This is a genomic window from Idiomarina aquatica (assembly GCF_003987185.1).
In the GTDB taxonomy this organism is placed as follows: Bacteria; Pseudomonadota; Gammaproteobacteria; order Enterobacterales; family Alteromonadaceae; genus Idiomarina; species Idiomarina aquatica.
In genome coordinates this window covers 890631-916993 of sequence record NZ_PIPS01000001.1, presented here as the reverse complement: position 1 = coordinate 916993, position 26363 = coordinate 890631, and the positions used below count along the sequence as shown (strand labels likewise).

Annotated in this window: 20 protein-coding genes and 1 pseudogene; 17 read left to right on the top strand and 4 right to left on the bottom strand. The window is 53.5% G+C overall.

Annotated elements, in window-relative coordinates:
- Nucleotides 1-181 precede the first annotated feature (181 nt).
- Nucleotides 182-343 (bottom strand): annotated as a pseudogene (locus CWE23_RS13985) (transposase); the annotation flags it as partial.
- A 132-nt stretch (nt 344-475) separates the two neighbouring features.
- On the opposite strand from CWE23_RS13985, the gene CWE23_RS04165 reads away from it, so the two are divergent.
- Entirely contained in the window at nt 476-1657 is a 1182-nt protein-coding gene (locus CWE23_RS04165) for an RNA-guided endonuclease InsQ/TnpB family protein (protein WP_198678801.1), read from the top strand.
- Here the strand turns inward: CWE23_RS04165 and CWE23_RS04160 are convergent.
- Nucleotides 1578-2015, bottom strand: a complete 438-nt coding sequence (locus CWE23_RS04160) for a four helix bundle protein (protein ID WP_198678800.1) — start codon at nt 2013-2015, stop codon at nt 1578-1580. The two genes, CWE23_RS04165 and CWE23_RS04160, sit on opposite strands and share 80 nt — an antisense overlap.
- Before the next feature lie 390 nt (nt 2016-2405).
- Here CWE23_RS04160 and CWE23_RS04155 point away from each other — a divergent pair, with 390 nt between their 5' ends.
- From CWE23_RS04155 to CWE23_RS04090, 15 genes are all read left to right on the top strand, one after another.
- Nucleotides 2406-3794 carry a Na+/H+ antiporter NhaC family protein gene (locus tag CWE23_RS04155; RefSeq protein WP_105305718.1) on the top strand — a complete coding sequence of 463 codons (1389 nt, stop codon included), beginning with the start codon at nt 2406-2408 and terminating at the stop codon, nt 3792-3794.
- 106 nt (nt 3795-3900) lie between these two features.
- Nucleotides 3901-4350 (top strand): tRNA adenosine(34) deaminase TadA, encoded by a 450-nt coding sequence (gene tadA, locus CWE23_RS04150; RefSeq protein ID WP_126819603.1) that lies wholly within the window; start codon nt 3901-3903, stop codon nt 4348-4350.
- Nucleotides 4351-4654: 304 nt separating this feature from the next.
- On the top strand, nt 4655-5950 hold the full coding sequence (locus CWE23_RS04145) for an amidohydrolase (RefSeq protein ID WP_105305720.1): 1296 nt from the start codon (nt 4655-4657) through the stop codon (nt 5948-5950).
- Nucleotides 5951-6314: 364 nt separating this feature from the next.
- Entirely contained in the window at nt 6315-7919 is a 1605-nt protein-coding gene (locus tag CWE23_RS04140; RefSeq protein ID WP_126819602.1) for a methyl-accepting chemotaxis protein, read from the top strand.
- Nucleotides 7903-9567 (top strand): EAL domain-containing protein, encoded by a 1665-nt coding sequence (locus tag CWE23_RS04135; RefSeq protein ID WP_126819601.1) that lies wholly within the window; start codon nt 7903-7905, stop codon nt 9565-9567. Before CWE23_RS04140 ends, CWE23_RS04135 begins: the two co-directional genes overlap by 17 nt.
- A gap of 106 nt (nt 9568-9673) precedes the next feature.
- The gene (locus CWE23_RS04130) at nt 9674-10486 is read left to right on the top strand and encodes an ETEC_3214 domain-containing protein (protein WP_126819600.1); all 813 of its coding nucleotides are present in this window, start codon (nt 9674-9676) and stop codon (nt 10484-10486) included.
- 3 nt (nt 10487-10489) lie between these two features.
- The gene (locus CWE23_RS04125; RefSeq protein ID WP_126819599.1) at nt 10490-11434 is read left to right on the top strand and encodes an LPP20 family lipoprotein; all 945 of its coding nucleotides are present in this window, start codon (nt 10490-10492) and stop codon (nt 11432-11434) included.
- Between the two features lie 9 nt (nt 11435-11443).
- Complete coding sequence (locus CWE23_RS04120) at nt 11444-12469, top strand: hypothetical protein (RefSeq protein ID WP_126819598.1); 1026 nt, start codon at nt 11444-11446, stop codon at nt 12467-12469.
- 12 nt (nt 12470-12481) lie between these two features.
- Nucleotides 12482-13063 (top strand): LPP20 family lipoprotein, encoded by a 582-nt coding sequence (locus tag CWE23_RS04115; RefSeq protein WP_126819597.1) that lies wholly within the window; start codon nt 12482-12484, stop codon nt 13061-13063.
- Between the two features lie 2 nt (nt 13064-13065).
- Nucleotides 13066-14256, top strand: a complete 1191-nt coding sequence (locus tag CWE23_RS04110) for a transglycosylase SLT domain-containing protein (protein WP_126819596.1) — start codon at nt 13066-13068, stop codon at nt 14254-14256.
- Between the two features lie 70 nt (nt 14257-14326).
- Complete coding sequence (mltF, locus tag CWE23_RS04105; RefSeq protein WP_105305728.1) at nt 14327-15691, top strand: membrane-bound lytic murein transglycosylase MltF; 1365 nt, start codon at nt 14327-14329, stop codon at nt 15689-15691.
- Nucleotides 15692-15771: 80 nt separating this feature from the next.
- A complete protein-coding gene (locus tag CWE23_RS13935; protein ID WP_262339975.1) occupies nt 15772-15906 on the top strand; it encodes a hypothetical protein in 135 nt (44 codons plus the stop codon).
- Between the two features lie 438 nt (nt 15907-16344).
- Nucleotides 16345-16830, top strand: a complete 486-nt coding sequence (gene rfaH / locus CWE23_RS04100) for a transcription/translation regulatory transformer protein RfaH (protein ID WP_126819595.1) — start codon at nt 16345-16347, stop codon at nt 16828-16830.
- Nucleotides 16831-17124: 294 nt separating this feature from the next.
- Entirely contained in the window at nt 17125-21120 is a 3996-nt protein-coding gene (gene purL / locus CWE23_RS04095; RefSeq protein ID WP_126819594.1) for a phosphoribosylformylglycinamidine synthase, read from the top strand.
- Nucleotides 21121-21477: 357 nt separating this feature from the next.
- Nucleotides 21478-23196: a DUF5666 domain-containing protein gene (locus CWE23_RS04090; RefSeq protein ID WP_126819593.1), complete on the top strand. Its 1719-nt coding sequence runs from the start codon at nt 21478-21480 to the stop codon at nt 23194-23196.
- Nucleotides 23197-23899: 703 nt separating this feature from the next.
- Here the strand turns inward: CWE23_RS04090 and CWE23_RS04085 are convergent.
- Nucleotides 23900-24244 carry a four helix bundle protein gene (locus CWE23_RS04085; RefSeq protein WP_126819592.1) on the bottom strand — a complete coding sequence of 115 codons (345 nt, stop codon included), beginning with the start codon at nt 24242-24244 and terminating at the stop codon, nt 23900-23902.
- Between the two features lie 430 nt (nt 24245-24674).
- Here CWE23_RS04085 and CWE23_RS04080 point away from each other — a divergent pair, with 430 nt between their 5' ends.
- The gene (locus CWE23_RS04080; RefSeq protein ID WP_105305733.1) at nt 24675-25175 is read left to right on the top strand and encodes a porin family protein; all 501 of its coding nucleotides are present in this window, start codon (nt 24675-24677) and stop codon (nt 25173-25175) included.
- Nucleotides 25176-25447: 272 nt separating this feature from the next.
- Here CWE23_RS04080 and CWE23_RS04075 read toward each other — a convergent pair whose 3' ends face one another.
- On the bottom strand, nt 25448-26230 hold the full coding sequence (locus CWE23_RS04075) for a CsgG/HfaB family protein (RefSeq protein ID WP_126819591.1): 783 nt from the start codon (nt 26228-26230) through the stop codon (nt 25448-25450).
- Nucleotides 26231-26363 lie beyond the last annotated feature (133 nt).

Genomic DNA, 26363 nt, shown 5'->3' with positions numbered 1-26363 from the left:
GGCTGCGCCGCTTGCTGGTTTTGCGCCTTGTCGCCTTCGGCGACTCGGCGCTTTGCCCTTGCCGCTTTGCGGCTCGGGGTTACGTAGGTCGTGCCTTTGGCACGACTTTTATTTTTAGCAAAACTCCGCGTAAACCCTCGCCCAATCGGGCGGGGATACAAGCGGGAACCGCGCAGCGGTTCTAGTCCGATGTAGCCTGACTCTGCACATACTCTCTCAGTGTTTCAATAGTTGCCCCGCCTGCACTACAGGCAAAGTAAGAGCGTGACCAGAGCGCTGCGCTTTTGCTTTGCCGGGGTATGTGGGTATTGAGTATGCGTATCCGGCGTGATGAAACCGATTGGTGGTAAAGACCAGATGCATAACCAGCTTGGTGACGCTGTGGCGTTTTCGGAGGTAATCTGACAGCAACGCTTTATTATGCATACTCACTTGAAGAGTGACCTTACTGGCTTATAATAAATGAATCATATCAATGAGCGCTGAAATGTTAAAGGCCACGAAAGTACGCATCTACCCGACACCTGAACAGGCGGAATTTCTCAACCGCCAGTTCGGTGCTATGCGGTTCGTGTACAACAAGGCGTTGCATATCATCAGCTCACAGTACAAACGCCACGGCCTTAAGCTCAAGGCCAAGAAAGACCTTAAGCCGCTGTTGGCGGTGGCGAAAAAGTCCCGCAAGTATCACTGGCTCAAGGATTTCGATTCGATTGCACTCCAGCAAGCGTGCATCAACCTCGATAAAGCCTTCCAGAACTTTTTTGACCCGAAGCTTCCCGCCCGTTATCCGAAGTTCAAGCGCAAACACGGTAAACAATCCAGCTACCACTGCACGAGTGTAAGTGCTGGTGAGAACTGGATCAAAGTGCCGAAGATGAAACCGATTAAGGCGCAGGTCCACCGTGAGCTGGACGGAAAGCTCAAGAGCGTAACGCTGTCGCGCACGGTAACAGGGAAATACTATGCCTCGCTGTTGGTCGAAGACGGCTTGCAAACACCTGCCCCATTGCATAGCGTTGATACCGTGCTGGGCGTTGATATGGGGCTAACCCATCTTGCTATCGACTCCGAAGGTAACAAAACGACGAATCCCCGTTTCCTGAAACGCGCTCAGTCTAACTTGCGACGCAAGCAAAAGGCCCTGTCCCGGTGCCGGAAAGGCAGCAAAGGACGTACGAAAGCACGCTTGAAACTTGCCAAGGCGCATGAGCGCCTAGCGAATGCACGTGCGGATTTCCAGCACAACCTGTCCCGACAACTTATTGACGACAACCAAGCGGTGGTGGTCGAGACATTGAAAGTGAAGAACCTGCTGAAGAACCGGAAATTGGCGAAGCACATCGCAGACGCAAGCTGGTTCGGCCTGATTCAGAAACTGGAATACAAGGCGAAGGAGCAGGGCAAACATCTGGTCAAAATCGACCAGTGGTTAGCCAGTTCCAGGATCTGCTCCTGCTGTGGGCACAAGGTAGACACCCTGCCGTTGTCGGTGCGTAACTGGTCGTGCCCTGCTTGTAAAGCAGAGCTTGACCGCGACATCAACGCCGCGGTCAATATCCGCCAGCAGGGTATTATCAAACTAAGAGCCGAAGGACTGTCGGTTCCTGCCAATGGAGGCTTGCGTAAATCCGGCCACGCGCCGGTTGCTGCCTGAGAAGTTGGAAGCCTCGCCCGGCAGGGCGGGGAGCAGTCACGTAATACAATTGAAAGTTTACTTTTTGGACTTGCTTCAACAACTCTTCGCATACATCATTACTGAAATATCCTAACTTTTTTGCAATCAATAACTGCGTTTCCAATTCGGCATTGGATGCTTTGGCGATACTTAAAAAACGATTTTTTTCAACCTCACTATCCCGCGTCATCCCCTCAGCAATATTCGACGGCACCGAAATCGCCGAACGTCTTACCTGATCAGCAAAGGCATAATTCTGGCAAGACTCCACCAACCTCAGCACCTCAACCGCAATCTCCAACGCCCCCTGCCAAACCCTTAGATTTTTATAACTCACCAACCGCCCTCCATGGCAAAACAAAAAGTATAGCCCAACAACCCAACACCCGAGCCGCAAAGCGGCAAGGGGAAAACCAACGCCAGAGCCGCAAAGCGGCAAGGGGGAAACCAACGCCCGAGCCGCAAAGCGGCAAGGAGGAAACCAACGCCCGAGCCGCGTAGCGGCAAGGGCAAAGCGCCAAGTCGCCGAAGGCGACAAGGCGCAAAACAGCAAGCGGCGCAGCCGCGCCACGCAAGTTCGCACCGCGAACGCCAAGCAAGGCACCGCGAAGCGGAGCCGCCCAGCAAGCCGCCCAAAGGCGGCGCCAAGCGCGGCGCAACGCGCCGCGCTAGAAAAACCAAGAAAATTCCGATAACCTCAGCACATTATTCAATAGAGAAATGACCCATGGAACTGACCTGGACAAGCCTGCTGCCATCGCTACTGGCGATCATTTTTGCCATCATCACACGCAAAGTACTGCTCGCCCTGATCGGCGGCATTCTGCTCGCCAACATACTCCTGTTTTGGCCCCACAGCAGTGACATCAGCGAAGGCGTCCTACTCAGCTCCTGGAGTACCCTGGTCGACCCCGGCAACATGCTGGTCTGGTTCTTTACCCTTGGCATCGGCGCCTTGTTTGGCGTCCTTGAAAAAGGCGGAACGTTCAAACAGTTCGTGCTAAAACTCGAACAAAAACAATGGGTTGAATCCAAACGCCGCGCCCGACTTATGACCTGGGTACTCGGCGTTATCGTTTTTATCGAATCCAACGTCACCATCATGATCTCCGGCACCACATCCCGGCCTATCTACGATCGACTTGGCATTTCGCGCGAAAAACTTGCTTACATCGTCGACTCCACCTGCGCGGCGATCTGTATTCTTATCCCACTCAATGCCTGGGGCGCCTTTAATCTCACGTTGATTGCTAATCAAGGGGTAGAGCAGCCATTGCTGGTCTTTATTCAATCCATTGCCTTTAACTTTTACGCCATCTTCGCGGTACTGCTGGCGCTGTTTGTGGCATGGTTCGACTGGAATATCGGCCCGATGAAGGCCTTTGAACGTAACGCTAAGCCCAACCGCGTAACCCAGCACACTTGGTCCGATGGTCCTGATGAGGAAGCCAGCTTTGGCAAAGGCACGGCGGTGGTGTTGCTGAGCCTGATAGCGCTAGTGGTAATGGTGCCGGTGATGCTGTTGATAACCGGTAACGGCGTGCTGGTTGAGGGCGATGGCACGCTCAGCGTATTTGTTGCCATCTATATTGCGTTGGGGCTGGCAATGCTGGGGACGTTGCTTACCGGCTCGGCAGGTGCGGCTAAGATCGTAACCAGTGCCTTGAAGGGAGCTTGGAATATCTTACCGCTGGCGGTCATTCTTTGGTTATCCATAACGCTTGGTGGGCTAACCCGTGATCTGGGTACCGGTGAATTTCTGGCGTCGGTGCTGGACGGCAGCGTTAGCGTGTGGATGTTGCTGCCGCTGATTTTTGTGTTGTCAGCCATCACTGGATTTTCGATTGGTTCGAGCTGGGGAACCTTTGCTATTATGTTGCCGCTGGCGATTCCGATAGCCATGACCCTGGGGCTACCGGCGGCACCGTTTATCGCCGCCGCGATTTCGGGGGGAATCTTTGGCGATCACGCGTCACCGATATCCGACACGACGATTATTGCCTCGATGGCCAGCGGCACTGAACACATCGATCACGTGCGCACCCAATTGCCCTATGCGCTATTGGCCGGCGCAGGCGCCACCATCGCTTACGCCATCACCGGCGCGGTGATGTAGGTCGCGCCTTTGGCGCGACACTAGGGTGCAAAAAGAGCAAAACTCTGAACCGCAGAGGTCAATGTTTTAAAAACATGCGCCAAGGGCGCACGCTACGGATAAGAAGATGAATCAAGACGAAATCTACATGCAGCGGGCGCTGGAGCTGGCGGCAAAAGCGGCGGCAGAGGACGAAGTGCCGGTAGGAGCTGTGCTGGTGGTTAACGACGAAATCGTTGGTGAAGGTTATAACCAGGTCATCACGCTGTCCGACCCGTCAGCGCACGCTGAAGCCCAAGCCATAAGAGCCGCCGGCAAAGCCATCGACAACTATCGGCTGGTTGACTCCACCCTGTACGTGACACTCGAGCCCTGTGCCATGTGCGCCGGATTAATTACCCACGCCCGCGTTAAACGGCTGGTGTTTGGTGCCACCGATCCTCGTACCGGTGCCACCGGCACCGCCATAGAAGTGCTCAATCACGCCTCCATGAATCACAAAGTCGACGTCCAGGGCGGTATCCTCAGCGACGCCTGCGGCGACATCCTGCGCCAGTTCTTCCGCGCCCGCCGCTAGCCGTAGCTCGCGCCTTTGGCGGCAGCTCGCGCCTTTGGCGGTAGCTTGCGCCTTTGGCGCAAGGGTGGGCCCTAAAGCAAGCCCGCTTCTGCCAGAGCTCGAGGGGGTTTGACCAGGAACCGCCACGAGCACATCCGTGTGGGCTTGCAGCGTCCCCCTGCCGCGGGAGCAACAGAGCCTGTAAAGCCTGCTTGTTACTACCGCTGCCCTTGCGCCAAAGGCGCAAGCTACCCTTGCCAATCGTTGATTGCAGATTCGTTGTTTTCCCCCTAAGATGATTGCAGATCATCCAGGGAGAATAACAATGAAAAAGCTCTTACTTGCGGCGGCCATTAGCGCCGTTTCTTTTGCGGCTCCTCAGGCTGCGGCACAGCAATCACCGGTTGCCATTGATGACACACTCGAAGCAAAAGTCATCGAATGGCGTCGTCATATTCACGCCAACCCGGAACTCGGTAACCGTGAATACGAAACCGCTAAATACATCGCCAATCATTTGCAGTCGCTGGGGCTGGAGGTGAAAACCGGTATTGCACATACCGGTGTCGCCGCGTTGCTCAAAGGCAACGGTGATGGGCCAACCATCGCCTTGCGGGCTGATATGGACGCGCTGCCGGTAACGGAAAAAACCGATGTGCCGTTTAAATCGACCGTTACGTCAACCTACCGTGGTAACGACGTTGGCGTCATGCACGCCTGTGGTCACGACACCCACGTTGCCATGCTGATGGGCGCAGCCGAACAACTGGTGAAAATGAAAGATCAGCTTAACGGTAACGTACTGTTTATCTTCCAGCCGGCAGAAGAAGGCGCCCCGGAAGGTGAAGAGGGTGGTGCCGAGCTGATGCTGGAAGAAGGCTTGTTCACTAACGTATTCCCAGGCTACAAGCCGGAGCGCGTATTTGGAATCCATGTTTGGGGCGGCTTCCCGACCGGTCACATCGGTTATCGCAAAGGCCCGCTGATGGCTTCGTCTGATAAATTTGAAATTAAGGTTAAAGGCGTTCAAACCCACGGTTCACGGCCTTGGGGTGGGGTTGATCCTATTGTGACGTCAGCGCAGATCATCAACAGCTCGCAAACCATCATCAGTCGCCAGTCTGACATCACCAAAGCGCCGGCGGTGCTGAGCTACGGTATTGTTGAAGGCGGCGTTCGCAACAACATCATTCCTGACGAAGTAACCATGATAGGTACTATTCGTAACTTCGATATGGACATTCGTGCAGACATCCACGAAAAGCTTGAGCATACCGCTAAGCATGTTGCGATGGCTAACGGCGCTGAGGCCGAGGTCAAGATTGACTTGGGGTATCCGGTAACGGTCAACAACCCGGAGTTGGTCGAGGAAATGTTGCCGATCACCAAGCGCATTGCCGGTGCGGATAAGGTGCGTGAAGTGCCGTTGGTGACCGGGGCAGAGGACTTTTCGTTTTATGCACTGGAAGTACCGGGAATGTTTGTTTTCCTCGGGGTAACTCCGCCGGATCAAGACATGGACGAAGCGCCGTCTAACCACTCGCCGTATTTTTATGCCGATGAGGACGCACTGCGCACCGGTGTCGACCTCTACGTCAACTGGGCACTAGAGTCCATGTAACAACGGTACGTCGCGCCTATGGCGCGACACTACCTTTTCACCGCAGAGGGCACAGAGAACGCAGAGGTTTTAATTTTAAAACGAACAGCTTCCCGGACCGTATCACCACCGGTGCTGGTGATGGGCGCTTGGCCCGCCCTCAAAATCAAAGCCGGAACGATTGGGTTTTCCATATTAAGAGGTTTTCTCCGCGCTCTCAGCGGCCTCTGCGGTTTAATGGTTAACAACGTGCGCCAAAGGCGCACGGTACGTCCTGATCTACGTCAACTTCATCCCTGATAACACCTAATTAACGTTTTTTTAACGTCAAACCTCTAGTAAATTACTAAGTCCATATTTTGTACAGGGTTATTAGGGGACTCTTATGCCTACGCCAAAACAGGCAACAGTGACCGGTGTTGAACAAACCTTTTCGGCACGCGCAAACATCCTGTCAACAACGAACCTAAAAGGCCAGATAACTTACGTTAATCAGGACTTCGTTGACATCAGCGGTTTTCAGCGTGACGAGTTGATTGGTCATGGCCATAACATCGTTCGTCATCCCGACATGCCGAAGCAGGCGTTCAAGATGCTCTGGGATAACCTCAAGCAAGGTCAGTCGTGGATGGGACTGGTGAAAAACCGCTGTAAAAACGGTGACCACTACTGGGTTGATGCCTTTGTTACCCCCATTAAAAACAACGGCAAAGTTACCGAATATCAGTCGGTGCGGCGCAAAGCGCAATCGATTTGGGTAAAGCGGGCAAGCGACATCTATCGGACACTCAACCAAGGGCGGCGGGTGAGGAAGCTTGCTGATGCCATGCCAACCCACATCCGGCTGTTACTCAGTGTCCTGCTACCTTACTTTATCCCCGCTGCCAGCCTTATTATTGCCCCGTCGTTAACCATGTTTAGTTTGAGTGTCTTAGCTGCGGTCTGTTTATCGATTGTGCTCGTCATTATGACCTGGCAACCCTACCGTGAGGCGGTCAGTAAAGCGAAAGACGTGATTGATGATCCCGTCGCGCGTTACATCTACACCGGCAACAATACCGAGGCCGGCAATTTATTGCTGGCGCTGAAGAAATTGGAGGCTGAAAATTCGGCACTGATTGGCCGTATCCACGACACCTCACTGGCCTTGTCCGATAATGCGTCGAGCCTTAGCAGTGCGGTTATGCAGTCGGAAACCGGCAGTAAAAGCCAGCTACAGCAGACCGACGCGGTGGTGACAGCGCTGGAACAGATGCAGCAGGGCGCGCATGAAGTTGCTAGTAGTACCCGGCAAACCGCGGATGCCACGCAACGCGGGTTACAAACCGCCGAAGATGGTCAAGCTGTGATTCAGGCGACCGAACAGTCAATCCAGCAATTGACGCAACAACTGCAACAGGCGTCATCGGTGATATCGACGGTCTCGCAGCGCAGTCAGGACATTGAACAAATCCTTGATGTCATCCTTAGTATTGCCGAGCAAACTAATCTGTTGGCGCTAAATGCTGCTATTGAGGCTGCGCGCGCGGGCGACTCGGGGCGTGGTTTTGCCGTGGTTGCCGATGAAGTGCGCTCGCTGGCAAACCGCACGCAGGAGTCAACGGCTGACATCCGCGGTGTTATTGAGCAACTGCAACAATCGGTGCAACAGGCAGTGACCACCATGCAACAAGGGGAGACGATGGCGGCCGATAGTGTTGAGAGCAGCCAACAGGCGGCACACTATTTAACCACCGTGGTGGACGCCATCAGCCGCGTTAGTGCTTTGACCGAACAGGTTGTCAGCGCGGTAGAGCAACAGCAACAGGCCTGCGACAGCGTACAGGACTCGGTCGCCGGTATCCGCGCCAGTGCGCAGGAAAATCTTGAGGCGGTTCAGCTCAGTCGCGAGGTCAGCCATCGCACGGTCGAATTTGCCAATCAACTGGACAAACTCACCCTTCAATTTTGGGAAGCACAACAGGGCGTTGCGCATGAAACAGCTCACTAACTCGGCATCAAGTTTGTACTCACTGGCCGATTATATCGACGATCCCTATGAGTCACTCAGTATTGATTTACTGCAACATTTTCTGCGCGCTCTGGATTACAGCGCCATTGTCTCGATCACAGATCGGGATGGTGTGATTACCTATGTCAATGAACAGTTCGTTCGAATCAGTGGCTATGAGCGCAGCGAGCTGATTGGGCAAAAGCACAATGTCGTTCGCCATCCGGATATGTCGCAGCGGGTGTTTGAACAACTGTGGCAGACGATCAGTAACAGGAAACCCTGGCGTGGCCTGATAAAAAATCTGCGCAAAGACGGTAGTGCTTACTACGTTAAAAGCGTCATCCTGCCGGTGCTGGATGACAACGGCGAGATCACTCAATTTCTGAGTATTCGTAATGACGTCACTGACATCATAGAAGTACGTCACCAGTTAAGGGAGCAGCTAACCGATGATCTCACCGGGTTGCCTAATCGCATGGCGCTCCTTAATGAACTGAAAGAATGCAAAGTGGGGGCGGCCGCGGTGTTTGACCTTCGCAACTTCAAACTGTTTAACGACTACTGGGGGATCGACATCGGTGATGTCTATATCCGCAAGCTGGGCGAGCAATTCAAGCTATTAGAGCAAAGCTACGAGGTAAAAGTGTATCGCTTAAATGGCGCTTGTTTTGCGATTCGGCCCCGCCAGCGCCTGCAAAAGCACGAGTTCTGCCTGATGGTAGAGCAGGTTAAGTACGAACTCGAACATAAAGACATTCTGTTTAATGACATTGACTGCGATATTCAGTTAACCGTCGGTATCGGTATTTCACCGAGCCGGGCGCTTGCTTACGCCGAAAGCGCGGTGGCTGACTCCAAAACTAAGTTTTATGGCCGAGCGGTGGTGATAAAAGATGGCAGTGACAGTGGTGATAATGCCTTCTGTTGGGTCGAGGAAATCAAGGAGGCGCTACGGGACGGCCGCTTGCTCGCTTGTTTCCACAAGATGTGCAGCGCTAAAGACCCAGGCACCGGTAACGACAAATACGAAGCACTGGCACGGATAAAACTGCGCAATGGCCGCGTGGTTTCGCCGTTGGAATTTCTCGATCACCTGAAAAAGACCCGTTACTACGCCGAACTGACCAAAGAAATGGTCGTTCGCGCATTGGAATTTGCCGGCCACAACCGTTGTAAGGTGTCCGTTAACTTATGTATTCAGGATATTTTGGACACCGACACCGTGGCTTTTATCGAACAGCAATTACTGCACTATGGTGGGCAGCGCATTATTTTTGAAATTACCGAATCGGAGGCGGTCAATGACTTTGCCCGGGTCAGTGAGTTTATCGACCGTGTGCGAACGTTCGGCGCGACCATCGCCATCGATGATTTTGGCAGTGGCTATTCCAACTTCGTTTATCTGGTGCAGTTAAAGCCGGAGTACATAAAAATTGATGGCTCCATCATCAGCGGCATTGTCGATAATGAGCAAAGTTACCTGGTGACGAAAAGCATTGTCGATATGGCTCGTAATCTTAACATCAAGACCATTGCTGAATTTGTCAGCAGTCACGCCATTTTAGAGCGCCTGCGCCTGCTTAATGTGGATTTCTTACAAGGGTTTTATTTGCATCGGCCGGAATTAAGTGGATGGGAACGTTGAAGTTTGTATGAATTTTTAACATTTAATGTTGCACTTTATCGTACATTAAAATACCCTTGCAACGTAAAGATTTGTAAAGAAACAGTAAAGCAGGGAAGCCCCACATATGCAAGGTGAACCGTCGTCATCGACCCCAACCGATACCGCCGCTAACTCGGCGCAGCCGCCGGGATTCTGGAAGAAACTGGCACGTATTATCGTTACGGTGTCGTTACCGCTCATCGCCATGGGGCAATGGGTCGACACGCGGGATCTACTCATCGACACTTACCAGGGATTCATCACCCACTTCACCGATGAGGTCGAGTTGGAGATGCTATCCGAAGTGCGGGTCGGTGGTAACTTAGAGTACCTTGAACAGGTGTTCGGTGTCGCGAAGCTGATCAAGAGCAGCTCGCTCGAAGCCGATACGCAATACCGCTATTACCAACATCCCAAATTTATGCTGACCCTGGCGGTTCGTCAAAATCAGGTAACCGGCTACACCGTCACCTCGCTGCGGCCGGCATTTCATCCGCCGATTACATTTTCAGACTTAACGCTGGGTGAGCAAAGCTTTGCTCAAATGCAAGACTTTGCCGGTGTGTTTACAGCCGATGCCGCCAACATTCATTACTACATGGAACAAAAACAGCTGGCGCGCGAAGGACTGTTCTATAACCGTTATCTTGCTTATGTCGAGTATGGAGCGGATCACCGCGATTCTGAGCGCAAGGTACAACCCATCGCAGAAACCCTTAACCGCATCAGTGACGCCTACGCCTTGGACGATACCGAGCTGTTGCGCACGCAGTTAACCCAGTTACGCGAACAGCAGCGCCCAAATACCTATGTATTAGGCCGGTTAAGCCTGGAGCAGGCCGCAGAAATGGTGCTGACGCGGTATGAGTTTAAAGCCTATTTTGGCCAGGAGAGTTAATCGATGATACGCCTGAAAGCTTTGTTAGTAGCAGTCGCTGTCATGGCAACCAGCGCCTGCAGTACCAGCGCAGCCATCGCGCAGGACTGGTGGAATTCGCCGCCGGTGGATGATGAACAATACTTTTATGGGCTGGGTGAAGGATATACTAAGCAACAGGCGCAGGAACTGGCGCTGAATAACATTGCCGGCAAGTTAGGCACCACCATCGCCTCGGAAATGAGCCGCAATACGCAGGATATGTCAGGCATCAGCGCGGATGATATTCGCCGTACCATTAAGACCCAGGTTGCCGATATGCAACTCGGTTATTACAGCGTTTTGCGTACCGCTGATGAAGGTTCGGGTACTCGCGTACTGGTGCGACTGGACAAGCAAAAACTGGCTGCAGACTGGCAGCGCCAGTTAAAAAATCAAAAGGCACTTATCGTACCGCAAATCCAACGCGGCCCGGCGACAACATTAAACGATTACCTACAACTGAAAGACGTACTGTTAGAGGCACAGCAGGCGGACGTACTGGAAGCGCGCCTGACCGGTATCAGCGACCATCAGGCTGGCCCTAGCTTATATCAGGCGGTCAGTGGATTACTGGACAAGAGCACCTTACGTATCGGGATCAAAGGTGAGCTGCCACAGATCAACGAAGTGTTGGAACTGGAACTGGCGGAGCAGGGATTGCCGATTTGTCGCAGCAACTGCCCAACCTGGATAGAACACTCGGCCACTATCGCTCGCAAAGAGATGTTTGGTCAGTATGTGAGTGAAATGAACCTGAAGTTTTCCGTTACCGAAGGCGGTCAGCTTCTTAAAACCAAAAGCTGGAGTAATAAAGTGTCGTCGGTGAGCAGCAGTCGTTCTGCTGACCGGGGAGCCGTCACGACAGCGCTTAATAATCTAAAGGAAAGAGGTCTTTGGATAACCTTAGGCTTTGAAAACTTAAATTAGGGAATCGTTATGAAAAACCTCATTAAAGCAACCGCAATCTCAACACTGGCGTTAGCACTTACTGGCTGTATGAGTTCAGGTCCGAAAGTGGCTGAAACTCGTGTCGTCAACTTTCCTGACGCGCAAGTTATGCCAACGCCAGAACAGGTGAGAGATCCCGGCTTCCGTGTAGTGGTTACTCCGGTTAAGTACAGCAGCGACGTACCAAGCAGCATCGCCGAAAGAGTCTATGGCCAGGTCGAATCGCTGCTGTTGAAGTCAGGCAATAAAGTTATCGACCGTGATTTAGCCCGTCAATTACAGCAAGAGCTGATAGTTGCTGAGGAAGAAGGCCGGTACAACACTCAAGGCGTGCTGGCAGCAGACATTGCGATTATGGCCAAAGTCGAAAGCGTGGGTGTCTCTTATGATTTTACCGAACGCCGTACCGAACGTGATGACGGTGAAACCAAAGTGTACCCTGCACACTGTGACTTTAAAGCAACATCAAGCGTTGATGTAAAAGCGTATTATCTGCCGTCAATGCAGCCTGTAGGTACCTGGAAATTTGAAGGTAGCGAATTGTCCAGCACCGAAACCAGCAACAGTCGTTGTCCTCTGTCTGACGGTGCGATGAGCAGTATGGTGAATGAAGCGACGACGGATGCAGTAGAAAGCAACATGCATCAACTGTTAACACCGCTAGCGCCTAACTTCTATGTACTGGAGCGTCGTGACGGTGAAAGTGGTACCTTGTTTCGTACTAACCTGGGCACATCAAAAGGTGCACAAGCCGGTGCTAAAGTAAAAATCTTCAAAATGGAGAAAATCCCGGCATCTGAGTACACCAAAGAAAAAATCACTCGGGTTGAGTTAGGTGAGGGTGAAATTGTTGAGGGCGTGGGCACAGATATGTCCTATGTTTATGTCAGCGACAAAAACTTGGTCAATCAAATTCGTCGCGGTCACGTTATCCAGCTTCGTCACTCTGAGTGTGGAATCGGTGAAGGCGATGCTTGGTTACCGGGCTTCTGTATTAACAAGATCATAAAATAAGTGAGATACTCGATGAAAAAGTGGTTAATCACCAGCTTATTCGTCACCGCTGGCGCACTCTCCGGGTGCGCCAGTAATGGTGGTGAACCAGTAAGCTATGACCCCTGTGTGTTTCCGGACGCTCCTGACCATAAAGCACCAGGCTGGATTTGTGAACAGCCGGTAAAAGATGTGTGGGTTCAGGCTGTCGGTTTTTCGCCGAAAAAATCGGCCGGTCCGGGTTTCATGAAAGACGTGGCCGCGCAGGAAGCTCGTAATCGTCTGGCACAAAACTTTGCTCAGCAGATCGCGTCCGAGTACAAACGTTACACGGCCGATAAAACCACCAATGGCGAAAATGTCAGTGTTGACGCTATCGAACAGACCATGCTCAGTGAACTGGCAATGAACGTGGTTTATAGCCGTATTTATCGTTCACAAACCAGCCCTAACGGTGGTGTTTATGTGTTGGTAGGCTTAAACGAGGCCGGTTACAAAGAAAACGTTGACCGCTTGTTTAATAACCCGATTGATCCGGAAAACCCGGAGTTGTTCCAGCAGTTTTTGATTGATAATTCGAAGTCAAAACTCGAACAAGTCAGAGAAGAGCTATAACCATGAACTATTGGTATCTGGGAATCAGCGCAGCGACACTGATGGTGGTGTCTACGCCTGCGACAACGCAGTCTTACGAAGCGTTTAAACAACAGTATCAGCAACGCTATACGGACTACCAGGCTGAATACTTAAAATCTTACGAGTCGTTTAAGCAACGTGTGACAGCGCAGTGGGGTGATAAGGCTGAAATCTCAGATGCTGATACGTACGTGCATTACTCCGACGATTTGCAACAAAAAACGGTGATCGATTACGCCGATAACAGCATTGTGGTTGAGCGTTTAAGTGATGATGCTATCGACATCAAGGAGGTCGAAGCACTGTTAACCGCCTTAAGTGAAACGCCGGTAACAGAGCAGGCAAAACGCGATCCAATCCTACAGTCTATTCCGGTTGCTAATGATCAAACGGTACTGGCCAGTTGGGTGCCTGAATCTGATGTCGATGGCATACTGCAACAGGCAACCATCGAAGCCAGCGAAGATCAGGCCGAAGTGCCGGCTGAAGTTGTGCAGGAAACCATCGCCGATGTTGAATCGGAACAACCGGCAACGACGGCACCGGAAAACGTTGAGCAAGAACAATTACCGCCACCAACGGTGAAACGCATTCAACGGATGACGATTAGCCTCAACAGCGGCAGTGTGTATAGCCAACGGGCAAAACCTTATATGGAAGATGCTCGCCAGGTGGTGACGGAATTGAACCTGCCGTTTGCGTTGCTCATGGCGGTCATGCAAACCGAGTCGAGCTTCAATCCACTGGCGCAGTCACCCATTCCCGCTTTTGGGTTGATGCAAATTGTGCCCAGCACCGCCGGCCTGGATGTCAATCGTCTGGTTTATGGAAAACAGCAGCCACCGAGTGTTGACGTATTGTTCGAAGCGTCACAAAACATGCGGTTTGGTGGAAACTACCTGGCCTTGTTGCGGGATCGTTACCTGAAGCAAATTGAAAACCCTGAAAGCCGTCTTTACTGCATGATTGCCGCATACAACACCGGCGCCGGCAACGTGGCAACAGCGTTTCATCCTCGCGGTGAAAAGAGTGTGCAAGAAGCTATCGACGTGATCAATCAGATGACGCCAGAGGCAGTTTATCAGCGGCTGGAAGAAAAACTTCCTTACCAGGAAACTCGTGCTTATATGGGTAAAGTTCGGGCGGCCATGGAGCACTATCAGAGTATTTAAGGATAAGATAACTTGGCATCGATTTAAGACCGCCTTAAAATGACCCTGTCAGTTCATTAATAGGAAGCGAATGCCAAGTCTATTTGTGCGTGTTGTTCTGTGGCTCTTATGTGTGGTGACGCTGGTCGCCTGCAAGCCCCAGCAGGTCCCCGACAAGCTGACGGTCGTTAAAGAACGTCAGGTGTTGCGGGTCGGTACATTGATGAATCCGACCAGCTACTATTTTGATCACGATCGCGAGCAAGGTTTTGAGTATGACCTAGCCAAGCGCTTCGCCGATCGGTTGGGTGTTGAGCTGCAGATGGTGCCGCGCTTTGATGTGAATGACCTGTTCACGATGTTACGACGTGGTGACGTTGACATCATTGCTGCCGGTCTTGACCGAACCTCAGCACGCGCTACGCTGTACCGCTTTGGCCCTCCGTATGACATCATCAGCCAGAAACTGGTGTTTAAACAAGGCTCCCGCCAGCGCCCGCGGGATTTACAGCAAGTCACCGACGGTGAGATTGTGGTTGTCGAAGGCAGCTCACACCATGAATACCTAAAGGCACTGGGCGAGAGTATTCCCGGTTTGCAATGGCGCGCGACCCGTGACCACGATGCGGTGGAATTACTTCGTATGGTGGCCCGCGAAGAAATCGACTACACCATTGCTGACAGCAACCAATTGGAAGTGCAACGCCGTGCCTACCCCGGTTTGAGTGTCGCCTTTACCCTTAAACACGATCAGCCGGTCGCCTGGGCCCTGGCGCAAACGACGGATGACTCATTGTACAGCGCTGTTATTCAGTATTTTGGTGAAATTCGCAGCAGTGGGCGCCTAGCCTATATCAAAGAGCGCCACTTTGGCCACGTCAAACAATTTAACTACGTCACCACCAGCCTGTTCATTGAGGCGGTAAAAACCACGCTACCTAAGTATATTGATGTATTTAAAGAGCATGCCGGTACACTGGACTGGCGGCTATTAGCCGCGATTTCTTATCAGGAGTCGTTATGGAATCCACGGGCGGTATCGCCAACCGGGGTGAGGGGGATGATGATGCTGACCTTGCCGACAGCCAAGGCGATGGGGGTGAAAAGCCGTCTTAATGCCGAGCAAAGCATTCGTGGCGGAGCCCGTTATCTGGAGCGGATGATGCGGCGCATTCCGGCACGCATACCCGAACCAGATCGCACCTGGTTTGCACTGGCCGCTTATAACATTGGCTTTGGACACCTCGAGGACGCGCGGGTACTGACGGAACGTCAAGGCGGTAACCCCGATCGTTGGCTGGACGTTAAGCAGCGGTTACCGCTGCTGCGCAAGAAGGAGTTCTACCGCCAGACTAAATTCGGTTTCGCCCGCGGTGACGAGCCGGTCACCTATGTTGGCAATATCCGCCGTTTTTATGACACGTTAAAGTGGCTCGACGAACAAGGACGCTTATAACGCACCCGCACCTTTGGTAGCTTGCGCCTTCGGCGCAAGTTAAGGCACAATACCCCCGAACCCACACGTAGGAGCCAACCATGCGCCGAATCCGCAAAACCGCAAACGACGCACGCCGCCGCGCGGTCATCCGCAAACGCCGTAAACGCATCACCGAACGCCGCGAAAAATGGTTCCGCATCGTGCAAAAAGGCGGCAACCCAAAAATCGATTGAGGCTAGAGCGCAGAGACAAGCGGGTCACCGCAGAGGGCGCAGAGAGCACAGAGGTTTTTAGGGTTAAAACACCAAAGCTCACGGATGATACAATTGCTGGTGTTGCTGATGGGCACAAAGCCCGAATCCAAAACCAAACCTGAACAAATGGGTTTTCCATTAAAAGTCTTTTCTCCGCGTTCTCAGTGCTCTCCGCGGTGAAAAAACACCGTGTTCACCGCAGAGGGCGCTGAGAGCACAGAGTTTTTTTAAGGTTAAAACACCAAAGCTCACGGATGATATAATTGCTGGTGTTGTTGATGGGCACAAAGCCCATTCCAAAACCAAAGCCTGAACAAATGGGTTTTCCATTAAAAGTCTTTTCTCCGCGTTCTCAGTGCTCTCCGCGGTGAAAAAAACTTAGCGGTAAAAAACACAATAAACGAGGGTGGATGAGTTATGGATAACGACGCTTGGTACGTTTTAAAAAGCAAACCCAGACAGGAAGTCCGGGCAGTACAAAACCTTGAAAACCAAGGCTTTGAAGCCTATTGCCCGCAGTTAATGGTAGAAAAAATCCGCCGTGGCGTGCGCCAAAAAGTCCTCGAACCCATGTTCCCGGGCTATCTTTTCGTGCACCCCGACAACCTCATCGAGCAATTTTACAAACTGCGCAGCACCTACGGCGTCGCCTCAGTACTGCGTTTTGGTGACAATATTCCACAAATCCCCGACGAATTTATCCAGCAGCTCAAACAGCTGGATCAAGGCGAAGATACGCTGGCGCCCAAGGTTGGCGACAAGGTCGAAATAAAATCCGGTCCCTTCAAAGGCTTCCTGGCAAAGGTCATTAAACTCGACGGCGAATCACGCTGTTTCGTCATGCTTGAATGGATGCAAAAAGAAGTTACCGCAACCTTTAGTTACAGCGAACTTGCTCTCTAGGCTCGCTGTGCTCGCGATCCGGGCGCTTCGCGCGGTTTGGGCGCTTCGCGCGGGATAGGGCAGCGCCGGTTTAGGCTTCGCGGTTTAACGGGCGAAGCCCCCAAACCCTTGCGCCGAAGGCAGCAAGCTACACCGCGAGCAAAGCGAGCACAAACCAGCCGAAGGCCCAAACCAGCCGAAGGCTCTAAACCGGCCGAAGGCCCTAAACCAGCCGAAGGCTCTAGGAATTCCATTAACCCATGCTTTACTGTATACTTCGCACGCAAAAATTCCCCAGCGTTTGGAGACAGCAAAGTGGAAATCTTTCGTGGTGCACCGGCATTATCCGCCTTTAAAATTACCAAGAAACTCGAACAGTTAAAGCAGGCGGGGTTGCCGGTCAAAGGGCTCTACGCCGAATACCGACACTTCGTAAATCTACACTCACCGCTCTCAGACGCCCAGCGCGATACCCTCACAAAACTCTTAACTTACGGCCCGGATGCCGGCGAGGCACAGTCCCACGAGGATGGTTGCAACTATCTATTGGTTACCCCTCGTCTGGGTACCATCAGCCCTTGGGCATCAAAAGCGACCGATATCGCGCATAACTGCGACTTGAAGAATGTCCATCGTATCGAGCGTGGTATTGCCTATTTCCTCGAGGGGGATTTATCCGGCGAAGAACAAAAACAGGCCGCTGCGCTGCTGCATGACCGTATGACCGAGTCCGTGTTGTATCACGAGCAGGACGCCGAAAAGTTATTCGAGAAGCATGAGCCAAAACCATTGTCCAGCGTCGACATCCTGGCCGGCGGCCGCGCGGCACTGGCTGACGCCAACATCAGCCTGGGCTTGGCGCTGGCCGACGACGAAATTGACTATCTGGTTGAAAACTTTAAAAAACTCAACCGCAACCCGAACGACATCGAGTTGTACATGTTCGCGCAGGCCAACTCAGAGCATTGCCGACACAAAATTTTTAACGCCGACTGGACCATCGACGGTGTCGAACAGCCGAAGTCGCTGTTTAAAATGATCAAAAACACCTATGAAGTAACCCCGGATTACGTATTGTCGGCGTACAAAGATAACGCCGCCGTGATGGAAGGGTTCGACGCCGGCCGTTTTTACCCAGCCCCGATATCGGGCGCAGCCCCTAAACCGCAAGCGCAAAGCGCGAGCCTAAACCGTGAAGGCGCAGCCGGAACCTACAGCTACAACCACGAACCCATTCACATTCTGATGAAAGTCGAAACCCACAACCACCCGACGGCCATTTCGCCGTATCCGGGTGCAGCAACGGGCTCCGGCGGTGAGATTCGTGACGAAGGCGCTACCGGTGTCGGCTCCAAACCTAAAGCCGGATTGGTCGGTTTCAGTGTTTCTAACCTGAACATCCCGGGCTTCAAGCAGCCGTGGGAAGAAAACTACGGCAAACCGGCGCGCATCGTGACCGCGCTGGACATCATGCTGGAAGGTCCGCTGGGTGGTGCCGCATTTAACAACGAATTTGGTCGTCCGGCACTGACCGGTTACTTCCGCACCTTTGAACAGACCGTCAACAGCCATAATGGCCGTGAGATGCGCGGCTATCATAAACCGATCATGATCGCCGGCGGTTTGGGTAATATTCGCGAAGCGCACGTGCAAAAGGGCGACATCCCGGTCGGAGCCAAACTGGTGGTATTGGGTGGTCCAGCGATGAACATCGGCCTGGGCGGCGGTGCTGCCTCATCGATGGCCAGCGGTGAATCAACCGAGGATCTCGATTTCGCTTCGGTGCAGCGTGACAACCCGGAAATGGAACGTCGCTGCCAGGAAGTCATCGACCGCTGCTGGCAGCTCGGTGCGGACAACCCCATCGCCTTTATTCATGACGTTGGTGCCGGTGGTTTGTCCAACGCCATGCCGGAACTGGTCAGCGATGGCGGCCGTGGCGGCAAGTTTGAACTGCGTGACATTCCGAACGACGAACCGGGTATGACGCCGTTGGAAATCTGGTGTAACGAGTCGCAGGAACGTTATGTGATGGCGATTGCGCCGGAAAATCTGCAGCGCTTTGAAGACATCTGTGCCCGCGAACGCGCGGAATACGCCGTTATTGGCGAGGCCACCGAAGAGCTGACCATTTTGCTCAACGACGCTAAATTCCATAACCAGCCGATCGATCTGCCGCTGGACGTGTTGCTCGGTAAGCCACCGAAAATGCATCGCGACGTGCAAAGCAAAAAAGCCGAGGGCGAGGTGCTGACACTGGACGGTATTAGCCCTCAGCAAGCCGCAGAACGTTTGATGCGGTTGCCGGCGATTGCCGAGAAAACTTTCTTAATCACCATCGGTGACCGTACCGTTACCGGCCTGGTTAACCGTGACCAAATGGTTGGTCCGTGGCAGATCCCGGTGGCTGATGTGGCCGTTACCGCACAAAGCTACGATACCTATCACGGCGAAGCCATGGCGATGGGTGAGCGCACGCCGCTGGCATTGCTGAACTACGGCGCATCCGCGCGGATGGCAGTGGGTGAGGCGTTAACGAACCTTGCCGCAGCTGACGTTGGCCATCTGCAACGCGTGAAAATGTCGGCCAACTGGATGGCGGCAGCCGGCCACCCCGGTGAAGATGCTGGCCTTTATGAAGCCGTGAAAGCCGTCGGCGAAGAGCTTTGCCCGGCGTTAGGCATCACCATCCCGGTCGGTAAAGATTCAATGTCGATGAAAACACAGTGGCAGGAAGACGGTGAAGATAAAGCAGTAACCGCACCGATGTCGCTGGTGATCACGGCGTTTGCACGGGTCAATGACATTCGTAATACGCTCACACCGCAGTTGCGCCTGGATAAAGGCAAGACTCATTTGTTGCTGGTGGACTTAGGTAACGGTAAAAACCGATTAGGCGCCTCGGCGCTGGCACAGGTGTTCCAGCAGTTCGGTACTGAAACGCCAGATTTAGATGACGCGGGCGAATTTAAAGCCTTCTTCGAAACCACCCAGGAACTGATCGGCGAAGGTCGTATCCTTGCCTATCACGACCGTTCCGACGGCGGCTTATTCACCACTGTGGCCGAAATGGCGTTTGCCGGCCATTGCGGTGTTGAGATTGATCTCGACGACGCCGCCAAGGCCGGCGGCCGTGCGCTCGGGCGTGATTTTGGCTCGACCACCGAAGATGCCATGAAATTGCTGTTCTCAGAAGAACTCGGTGCGGTGTTGCAGGTTACCGACGAACAACTTGAACATGTGATGAAGGCGTATCACATCAACGGCATCGGTCATTTGGTTCACAACATTGGTCAGCCAACCGAGAAAGATGAGGTGAGCTTTACCATCGACGGTAAGCAAGTACTTACTGGCTCGCGCACCCATTTCCGTACTCTGTGGGCGGAAACCACCCATCAGATGCAGCGACTGCGGGATAATCCGGTCTGCGCTGATGAGGAATTCCAGCTCAAGCAGCGTGCTGACAACCCGGGCTTGCAGGCGGATCTGACCTTTGATGTACACGAGGATATTGCGGCGCCATACATCAGTAAGGGCAATGCCCCACGCGTGGCGATTTTACGTGAGCAGGGCGTTAATTCTCACTATGAGATGGCCGCAGCCTGGGATCGTGCCGGTTTCGAAGCCATTGACGTGCACATGAGTGACATTCTCGCTGGCCGTGTTGACCTCAAAGATATGCAAGCGCTGGCGGCCTGTGGCGGCTTCTCATACGGTGACGTACTGGGCGCCGGTGAAGGCTGGGCGAAGTCGATTCTGTTCAATGCCCGCGCCCGCGAGCAGTTCCAGGCGTTCTTTGAACGTAACGACACGCTGGCACTTGGGGTTTGTAACGGTTGTCAGATGCTGACCACGTTGAAAGAACTGATCCCGGGAACCGATCATTGGCCGCGGTTTGTCACCAACCGCAGTGAACGTTTTGAAGCCCGTTTCAGCCTGGTGGAGGTAGCCGAGTCCAATTCAGCGTTCTTCAGCGGCATGGCCGGTTCACGGATGCCGATTGCGGTGTCGCACGGTGAAGGCCGCGCCGAGTTCAAGAACACGGCGCAGCAAAGCCAGTTAGAAAATGCCGGTCAGGTGGCCATGCGCTACATCAATAACTGGGGCGAAGTCACGGAAAGCTATCCGTGTAACCCGAACGGCAGCCCGAATGGCATTACCGCGGTGACCAACAGCGATGGTCGAGTCACCGCCATGATGCCGCACCCGGAACGCGTATTCCGCACCGTCGCCAACAGCTGGCACCCAGACGAGTGGGGCGAAGACAGCCCATGGATGCGCCTGTTCCGCAACGCCCGGACGGCTTTCTAGGCTCACTTCGTTCGCGGTTTAGGCTTCGCTGCGCTCCGCGGTTTAGGGCCTTCGGCCGGGGTAGGCTTCGCTGCGCTCCGCGGTCTAGAGCCTGCGGCTGGTGTAGGCCTTCGGCGGTTTAGGCTCGCTTTGCTCGCGGGATAAAGATCAAACCCCAAACCGGCGCAGCCCTACACCGGCCGAAGGCCCTAAACCGCGCGAAGCGCCTAAGCCGCCGAAGGCCTATCCCAGCCGCAGGCTCTACCCCGCGAGCAAAGCGAGCCTAAATAGTAAATTTCCCGTAAACCCCTTTGTAACTAATCAGAAGCATGGTAATACTTTGTTACACTTTTTTGATTATTCGCACGGGAGGTTACCATGCGTTTCTCTAAATCACTCATTGCACTTGCACTGTCCACCACACTGGCTGCTTGCGGCGGCTCCGATTCATCCGATGACAACGTGTCCAACCCACCGCCAGGCGATGACAACAGCGGCAGCTCAACCACGGTTTATACTGAAGGCGTAATAACCGGGTTTGGTAGTGTGTATGTAAACGGTCAGCGCTATCGCTCAGAGAACGCCAACATTGCGACCGGCAATAATCCGGCGGCAACAGAAGGTGATCTTAAAGTCGGTATGGTTGTTTCACTGGCGGCTTCCTCCTCTAACGATGGCGAGGACCCTGAAGCCACCGATATCCGTTACGAAGAACATTTGCAAGGTCCGGTCAGCTTTATTGACCGTGAAGCCGGCATTATTGAAGTGCTTGGCCAGCAAGTCGTCTTTAATGACTTAACCGAGTTCGACGAAACCGACGCCGATACCCTGGCGGTAGGAGATATCATCGAAGTGAGTGGTTACATCGATGACAACGGCGATTTTTATGCGACCCGTATCGAGTTGGAAAACGACGAAACGGAAATGAAGCTTAAAGGCACCGTCAGTGCGCTCGATACCACAGCACAAACCTTCATGCTCAACGAACTGACCATTGACTACAGCAGTGCCGAGTTTGATGACATGACGGCTGACGATCTGGAAGACGGTCTGTACGTTAAAGTCGAAGGTGAAGCGTTTGATGCTGAAACACAGACCCTGGTAGCGACCGAAATTGAGAACAAAGATCGTGAATTTGACGACATCGATGATGCCGACGAAGTAAAAATTGCCGGTATCGTCAGCGGCTATGATGAAACCGCAGGTACCTTTGAGGTTAACCGCTATACCTTTACCGTAACCGACGACACCGAATTTGAAGACGGCCCGGCCTCGCGCCTGACCAACGGCGTGCGGGTAAAAGTCGAAGCGGAATACGACGGTGAGCAGTTAAACGCCAAAGAAGTCGAATTTATTGCTAAGGAAGCACGCCAGAAGACCGAAGGTCAGGTCACCGCCGTCGATGCTGACGCGCAAACCTTCGTGGTTAACGACATCACCTTTGTTGTTGACGAAGACACCAGTTACCTCGATACCTCCGGTCAGGGCGCACGTCAGTTTAATTTTGACCGAATCGCCGTTAACGACTGGCTAAAAGTATTGGCTGTGGTCAACGATGACGGCGAATATCTGGCGCTAAAAATTAAACGCGCAGAAGAGGACGACCGCGAAGGTGAAGTCAAAGGCATTGCCAGTGATGTAACCGTCGACGGCATGACCGTCGCCGGCATCAGCGTCGCATTTGCTGACAACACCGAGTTTGAAGGTGACGATGAAGAACTGACCGTTGAGGAGTTTGTCGCATTGTTCAGCGCTGAAACCGACATCGAAGTCGAGGTCGAAGGTGACTACGACGGTGACATCTTGGTAGCCCGCGAAGTCGAAATCGAAGCAGACGATGAAGACGAAGATGACGACAATGGAGCGGACAAACGCGGCAAAGCCGAATTTGAAGGCTCCGTAGAGTCCATTGACGGCGACAGCGTCATCGTTAACGGCCACGAGTTACGCTTCACTTCAAACAGCGAATTGGAAATCGACGGTGAAAGCGCGACCCTAGAAGAATTTTTCGCCGCCCTCGAAGTCGGCTCCATCATCGAAATCGAAGGCGTCTGGCGCGAACAAACCTACATCGAAGTACAAGAAGCGGAGCTTTGATTGGCTTCGCTTCGCTCGCGGTTTAGGGCCTTCGGCCGGGGTAGGCTTCGCTTCGCTCCGCGGTTTAGAGCCTTCGGCCGGGGTAGGCTCGCTTCGCTCCGCGGTTTAGGGCCTTTGGCCGGGGTAGGCTTCGCTCCGCTCCGCGGTTTAGAGCCTTTGGCCGGGGTAGGCTTCGCTTCGCTAGCGGTTTAGGGCTTTCGGCCGTGGTAGGCTTCGCTTCGCTAGCGGTTTAGGGCTTTCGGCCGGGGTGGGCTTCGCTCCGCTCGCGGTTTAGGGCCTTCGGCCGGGGTAGGCTCGCTTCGCTCGCGGTTTAGGGGCTTTGGCCGGGGTAGGCTTCGCTTCGCTCGCGGTTTAGGGCCTTCGGCCGGGATAGGCTCCGCTTCGCTCCGCGGTTTAGGGCTTTCGGCCGGGGTAGGCTTCGCTTCGCTCCGCGGTTTAGGGCCTTCGGCCGGGGTAGGCTCGCTTCGCTCGCGGTTTAGGGCCTTCGGCTGGGGTAGGCTTCGCTCCGCTCCGCGGTTTAGAGCCTTCGGCTGGGGTAGGCTTCGCTTCGCTACGCGGGATAGGGCTGCGCCGGTTTGGGGTTTTATCTTTAATCCGCGAGCGAAGCGAGCCTAAACCGCCGAAAGCCTATCCCGGCCGAAGGCCCTAGACCGCGAGCGAAGCGAGCCCAAACCGCGCGAAGCGCCCAGATCAGCCGCAGGCTCTAACGACTCTCGATTTTTTGCATCAACCTAAACAGCATGACCCCAACCCTAGTACAGTTCTGCAATAGCGTACTGCAGGCATCAGCCGAAAAATAGTGTCCATGTTGAGCCACTAAAATCTGAGTTTCCATTTCCGCATTAGAAGCCCGCGCATAATTCAGAAATTGCAATTGCTGCTTTGCAGTTGGTCGCACCATTCCCTCTGCAATATTGCTTGGCACCGAGAGCGACGAACGAATAATTTGGTCATTAAAAACAAACACCCGGCAACTTTCCGCCTGCTCCAGCACAAGAAAACAACTCGACAACGATAACTCCCAAACTTTCAACTTCCTGTAATCCATAACATTCTCCCTATGATTTCCAGCCTTCGGCCGGGATAGGCTCCGCTTCGCTCCGCGGTTTAGAGCCTTCGGCTGGGGTGGGCTTCGCTTCGCTCGCGGTTTAGAGCCTTCGGCTGGGGTAGGCGTCGCTTCGCTCCGCGGGATAGGGCTGCGCCGGTTTGGGGTTTTATCTTGATCCCGCGAGCGAAGCGAGCCTACCCCGCGAAGCCTAAACCGCGCGAAGCGCCCAGATCAGCCGAAGGATCTAGCCCGCGAGCGAAGCGAGCCTAAGCCGCGAAGCCCAAACCGCGCGAAGCGCCCAGAACAGCCGAAGGCTCTAGCCCGCGAGCGAAGCGAGCCCAAAGTTTTGCAAAACCTTTACGCCCCCAACCCTAGCCGAATTCAGCCAAAGTGCCATACTGAGATCACGTATTTCACAGGAGGCAGTAACATGAAAAAGTTAATCGGATTAACCGCAATTTTGGCCGTAAGCATCGCGGCGACAGCAGAAGCTCAAGACCGCACTTATGTGAGCGGTGGTTACAATGACTTTGGTGATTCAGACTTTTTTATTAAGGCGTCGCGTCAGCTGGATCGCAATTGGGTCGTTGAAGCAGAAGCTTTTGATCTCGGCGATGTCGGTCTTCGTGCAGGTGGTCAGTATTTGATCACGAATTCACCGGTATTTATCCGTGGCGGTGTAAGCCATTATGATTTTGGTCGCAGCGACGACACCGGTGCATACGCAGGTATTGGTACCGAACTACCATTGAGTACCCAGGCCAGTGCCATGTTTGATGCCAGTTACGATACTGCGCTCGATGGCTATGCTTCAGTAGGGGCATCGGTGCGTTATAACTTTGACCAGAACTTTGCCGCCGATGTCGGTTTCCGTGGCAACTTTGATGACATCGACAACGAGTTCCGCGTCGGTATAACCTACAAATTCTAAACACTCCCGGCTCTCCCGGCTTCGCTTCGCGCGGTTTTTGGCCTGCGGCCGGGATAGGCTTCGCTTCGCTCCGCGGTTTAGGGCCTGCGGCCGGGATAGGCTTCGCTTCGCTCCGCGGTTTAGGGCCTGCGGCCGGGATAGGCTCCTCTTCGCTCCGCGGGATAGGGCTACGCCGGTTTAGGGTTTGATCTTTATCCCGCGAGCGAAGCGAGCCTAAACCGCGCGAAGCGCCCATCCCGGCCGAAGGCCCTAAATCGCAGAGCGAAGCGAGCCTATCCCGCCGAAAGTCTTGGCCCTGCGATTTCCTGAGATTTGTAATTGCGCAGTGCGCGAACCATATTGTTGTAGGAATCCAGGAACGCGGCGGAAATCACTTTTCCTTCTGGGGTATCCGTGTAACCGCCGGCACCTAATCCCAGCCCCCAGAATCCAGCGAAGCCACCGAAATCATAGTTCTTGGCGTTGCCGGTCGCGGCTGAAACCTGTACACCGGAGCGGTTATCAATCAGCATTAGCGTGGTTGATGCTTCATTAGCCGAAAGTCCCCCGGCGACTAAACCTACCCAGCCACCGAGCAGGGCGCCTGCCTTTTGTGTGCCTTTTTCAGAAAACTGAATTGACGGGGTGACGGTATAGTCGGCGGATACCAACTGGCCTTTGCCGAAGTTACTGCCGGCGCGCAACTCGCCGCTGTCCATCAATGCTCTTTCGGCGCGCATGGCGGCCATTGCTTTTCCGCGTTCGACAATCACAAAACAATTAGATTGCTGGATCATGAGTCGAATCACAGGCAGGGTAGAGCCGAGCTTGGGGTAACGGCTTTGATAGTCCCGCCACCAATTGTCCTCGGTATCCTCAAATACCGACAGTGTACCCAGTGGTGCATCGCAGCGCTCAAGTTCTGAATTAGCGCCGCTGGCGGATGCGCCGCCGGCGCCGCCACTGGTGGTCATGCCACCGCTACCACCGAGCTTTGGGGTGGTGCTGACACAGCCGGATAGGGATAGAGTGATGAAAACAGATAGTGAGATGAGTTTGGCGCGGTTATAAAGCACGAAGCCTCCTACAGGTATTGAAAAAGAAGCTTCAAAGATGATACATGCTTAACGAGTTTGCCAGCTGACAGCAACTGCAAGAATTGTAAGATATTGTCGGTTTTTCAGGCCTGCCGGCTTAAGGCCCTCGGCC